Annotated in this window: 3 protein-coding genes and 2 pseudogenes; 1 reads left to right on the forward strand and 4 read right to left on the reverse strand. The window is 63.6% G+C overall.

The features are described 5' to 3' along the window. Positions 1 to 157 precede the first annotated feature (157 nt). Positions 158 to 906 (reverse strand): annotated as a pseudogene (locus Q7J58_RS02470) (class III extradiol ring-cleavage dioxygenase). Between the two features lie 78 nt (positions 907 to 984). Next, complete coding sequence (locus tag Q7J58_RS02475; protein ID WP_008905402.1) at positions 985 to 1,224, reverse strand: CDGSH iron-sulfur domain-containing protein; 240 nt, start codon at positions 1,222 to 1,224, stop codon at positions 985 to 987. Between the two features lie 189 nt (positions 1,225 to 1,413). On the opposite strand from Q7J58_RS02475, the gene Q7J58_RS02480 reads away from it, so the two are divergent. After that, a complete protein-coding gene (locus Q7J58_RS02480; RefSeq protein ID WP_008905403.1) occupies positions 1,414 to 2,325 on the forward strand; it encodes a LysR family transcriptional regulator in 912 nt (303 codons plus the stop codon). A gap of 66 nt (positions 2,326 to 2,391) precedes the next feature. Here Q7J58_RS02480 and Q7J58_RS02485 read toward each other — a convergent pair whose 3' ends face one another. Both Q7J58_RS02485 and Q7J58_RS02490 read right to left on the reverse strand, forming a co-directional pair. Continuing rightward, complete coding sequence (locus tag Q7J58_RS02485) at positions 2,392 to 3,369, reverse strand: acyl-CoA dehydrogenase family protein (RefSeq protein WP_304822950.1); 978 nt, start codon at positions 3,367 to 3,369, stop codon at positions 2,392 to 2,394. A 15-nt stretch (positions 3,370 to 3,384) separates the two neighbouring features. Continuing rightward, a pseudogene (locus Q7J58_RS02490) lies at positions 3,385 to 3,569 on the reverse strand (acyl-CoA dehydrogenase); the annotation flags it as partial.

The raw sequence follows: 3,569 nt of genomic DNA on the forward strand, positions 1-3,569 counted from the left end.
GTTTGTGGGCGAGCGCCACGGCGCTGATGGCTGAGATAACTTGTCATGCGGTTCTCCGTCTTCGCACTTCATCGTTTGTCGCTGCACACCTGCCGTGTGGGTTACATGAAACACCCCTCGGCGACAGGCGCCTACCGGCCCAGCAAGCCACCGCCACTCAGACCCCGCCTTCCTGGCCGAACCTGAAGCTGGAGTCGGTGACGCCGCCAAAGAAGCCTTCCTCGTGGTACACGCACACGGTTTCATCATGCCCACCGCCATCATCAGGGGCAGCAGATGGTCTTCTTGCGGATGGGCCACGCGGGCGGCCGGCGCGTCTTGCCAGTCGATCAGCCGCTGCTCACGCTGGTGCGGCTCGGTGGTGATCAAGGTCTGCTGCAGCCAGTCGTCGAATTGCATTGACGGCCTTGCGGCGGACGGCCCCATGCGGCGCATGTTGTCGTAGCTCAGCCCGCTGCCGACGATCAGCACGCCCTGCTCGCGCAGCGGCGCCAGGGCACGGCCGACGGCCAAATGCTCTGCCGGGTCATAGCCCGCGCGCAGTGACAGTTGCACGACCGGCACATCGGCCAGCGGGTACATCACCACCAGCGGCGCGAAGCTGCCGTGATCGAACCCGCGCTGGGCATCGAGCCGCGCCGAGAACCCTGCGCTCTGGATCAACTGCCGCGCCTGCTCGGCCAGCGCTGGCAGGCCCGGAGCCAGGTACTGGACATGGTAGGTATGCTCGGGGAAGCCAGCGTAGTCGTAAACCATGGGAGGCCGTTCGGCGGCCATCACGATGAACTCGCGCTCCTCCCAATGGGCGGAGATCACGAGCACGGCCTTCGGTCGGGCGCCGAGCTGGCGCGGCATGTCCCGCAGGGACTGCGCCAGACGGTCATACATGCCGTTGGACTGCGCCATCATGTATGGCCAGGGCCCACCGCCGTGTGAGATGAAGTAGGTCGGCAATCGCTCCGTTGTCACGGGCATGGTCCGCTCTTACAGAGCTTTATGCGTGCCGTCGCAAAGCGCGCCGTTCTTGCTTTGCTTGCAGCCGCAAAAATAGACAGTCTTGCTTTCGTCGGCGCTGTAGTTGGTCGGCACGAACTCGCCGCCCTTGTGGCTGCCGTCGCAGAACGGCTGCGATTTGCTGAGACCGCAGGCACACCAGTAGTAGTCCTTGCCTTTTTCCACGTCGATTGCGAACGGCGTGGTGGCGGCGATATGCGGCTTACTCATGTTGAGCTCCTGAGGATGATTAAGAAGTGATACGGCATTGGTTGAAGGCATCAACGAAAGCGCGGCTGATGGGCAGCCTCTTTGAGACTGGATGTCTACCCGACTGACCACGAGGAATAGCTTAATGTGTAATTTTGGTTAATCAATAGCTGGATTATTAACACATCATTTCCTCACAAGAAACCATAAATGGATCGTCTGACCAGCCTTCGCGTTTTCAGGGAAGTGGTCGAGGCTGGCAGCTTTTCCCGCGCCGCGGCGCGCCTCACCATGTCCGCTCCGATGGCCAGCAAGCATGTCGCCCAGCTCGAACGAGACCTCGGTGCGAGGTTGCTGCACCGGACCAGCCGCAAGCTCAGCCTGACGGAGGCCGGCGCGATGTACTACGCACAATGCCGCGAGGCGCTCGACACGCTGCAGGCTGCCGAAGCGGCGCTTCGGCAAAGCGCGCAGGCACCACGCGGACAATTGAAAATCAGCGCGCCCGTCTGGTGTGCAAACCGGCATTTCGCCAGCGTACTGGCGGCCTACCGCAACACCTATCCGGAGGTGCTGGTCGACATGCGACTGGAGAACCGCAAGATCGACCTGGTCGCCGACGGCTACGACCTCGCGCTGCGCGCCACGCGCGAACTGTCCCCGGCGCTGATTGCACGGCCGATTTGTCCCGTGCAGTTCCACCTGGTCGCAACCCCGGCTTACCTGAAGCGCGAAGGCTCTCCGCGCAGACCCTCCGATCTGGTCAGGTGCAGCGCCGTGGTACCCAACTACGTGAACCTCGATGGCCTCGAAATGCAGGGACCTGCCGGCAAGGCGCGGATCAAGCTGAATGCGGTGATGCGCTCGGACGACAGCACGCTCACCTATCACGCGATGCACGCCGGCATGGGCATGGCGTTCCTCCCCGAATGGACGGTCGACGACGATCTGGCCGCGGGCTGCCTCGCGCGCGTGCTGCCGACCTACACGGTGCCCCCTTTCACGCTGTATGCGGTTTACACGAATCGGCAGTACGTGACACCCAAGCTGAGAACCTTCATCGACTTCTTCAGTGAAGCGCTTGGCGGGGGCAAGTCGTTAGCGCAACAGCCGGATCGATGAACCGAAACTGTTGCAAGCCCCGGGTGTCGATCACTTCGCCGCTGATCGTGGGCACAAAAGCGGCGGCTAAACAGACCGCACAAAATCAACGATGGACACATCGGCAGCAAGCACGCGCTGGCCGATCAACACATTCCAGTGCGCCTCCGAGCCATGCGCCATGCGCCACTCGTGCAGGCGCCGGGTCAGCAATTGCAGGTCGTATTCTTCCGCAATACCGATAGCGCCGTGCAGTGCATGCGCGATGGAGGCGACCAGAACCGCCGCCTCACTGGTGCGGGACTTGGCCATCGCTGCGGCGAGCAGGGACGGTGCCGCAGCGTCGGTGTGGAAGGCCGCTTCGGCTGCCATCGAGGCAGCAGCCACATGTTCGGCCATGACGCTCAACTGGTGCTGCACCGCCTGGAACTTGCCCAGGGTTTTGCCGAACTGGATGCGGTCATTGCAGTGTTTCAGTGTCATTTCGAACACACGGGTCATGGCCCCGCTGAGCACGGCGGCGTGCAAGGCCGCCGCGAACGTCGGCAGCAGCGGGCCAGCGCCGGGCACGTGCGTCGCGACGCGCGCATCGGACCAGCGCAGGGTGGCCGTCAGGCTCCCGTGCACGCCGCTTGCTTCACGCTGCGCCGCTGCGCAATGCAGCAGCAACAAGGCATCACCATCTTGGGCCAGCACGAAATCCGCCAGCATGCCGTAAGGTGTGAATGAGCACACGATAGCGCCACCGGCCTCGCGCCGCAACGCAGCGCCCAGCGTAGTCATGCCGCTGGGCATCGCAAACTGCGACCCCAGCAGCGCTCGCGCCACAATCGTCTGCGCCACCGGCACCGGCACCGTGTAGCGGCCGAAGCTGCACAGTATCGGGAACAGATCGGCCAGCGGGAGGCCGGCACCGCCAGCGTCCTCGGACGCCAGCAGTTCGAGGAAGCCGGCACCTTGCAGCGCCTGCCACAGCTTAAGCGGCGAGCCGCCCGCTTCAATCGCGCGCACCACGGCGGGCGTGCACTGGTCCTGGAGGATATCTTCAATCGCTTGTGCAAACATGGAATGCTTTCTTTTTCAGCGCAGACCCAGACCGCGCGCGATCATGCCGCGCAGGATCTCGCGCGTGCCGCCGCGCAGGGAATAGGTGGGCGCCATCTGGCTCACATACGCCACGGCGCGGTACAACTCGGCATCGACCAGGGCATCCGGGTCCATGGCGAGGGCGGCTTCGATCACAGAGGGAATGCTCTGCTCGAATT

This window comes from Hydrogenophaga sp. (assembly GCF_030656115.1).
Lineage (GTDB): Bacteria > Pseudomonadota > Gammaproteobacteria > Burkholderiales > Burkholderiaceae_C > Hydrogenophaga.

Excerpts from the sequence above, each read along its gene's own strand:
- Q7J58_RS02475 (WP_008905402.1), bottom strand. The coding sequence starts at position 1,224 with ATGAGTAAGCCGCATATCGCCGCCACCACGCCGTTCGCAATCGACGTG.
- Q7J58_RS02480 (WP_008905403.1), top strand. The coding sequence starts at position 1,414 with ATGGATCGTCTGACCAGCCTTCGCGTTTTCAGGGAAGTGGTCGAGGCT.
- Q7J58_RS02485 (WP_304822950.1), bottom strand. The coding sequence starts at position 3,369 with ATGTTTGCACAAGCGATTGAAGATATCCTCCAGGACCAGTGCACGCCC.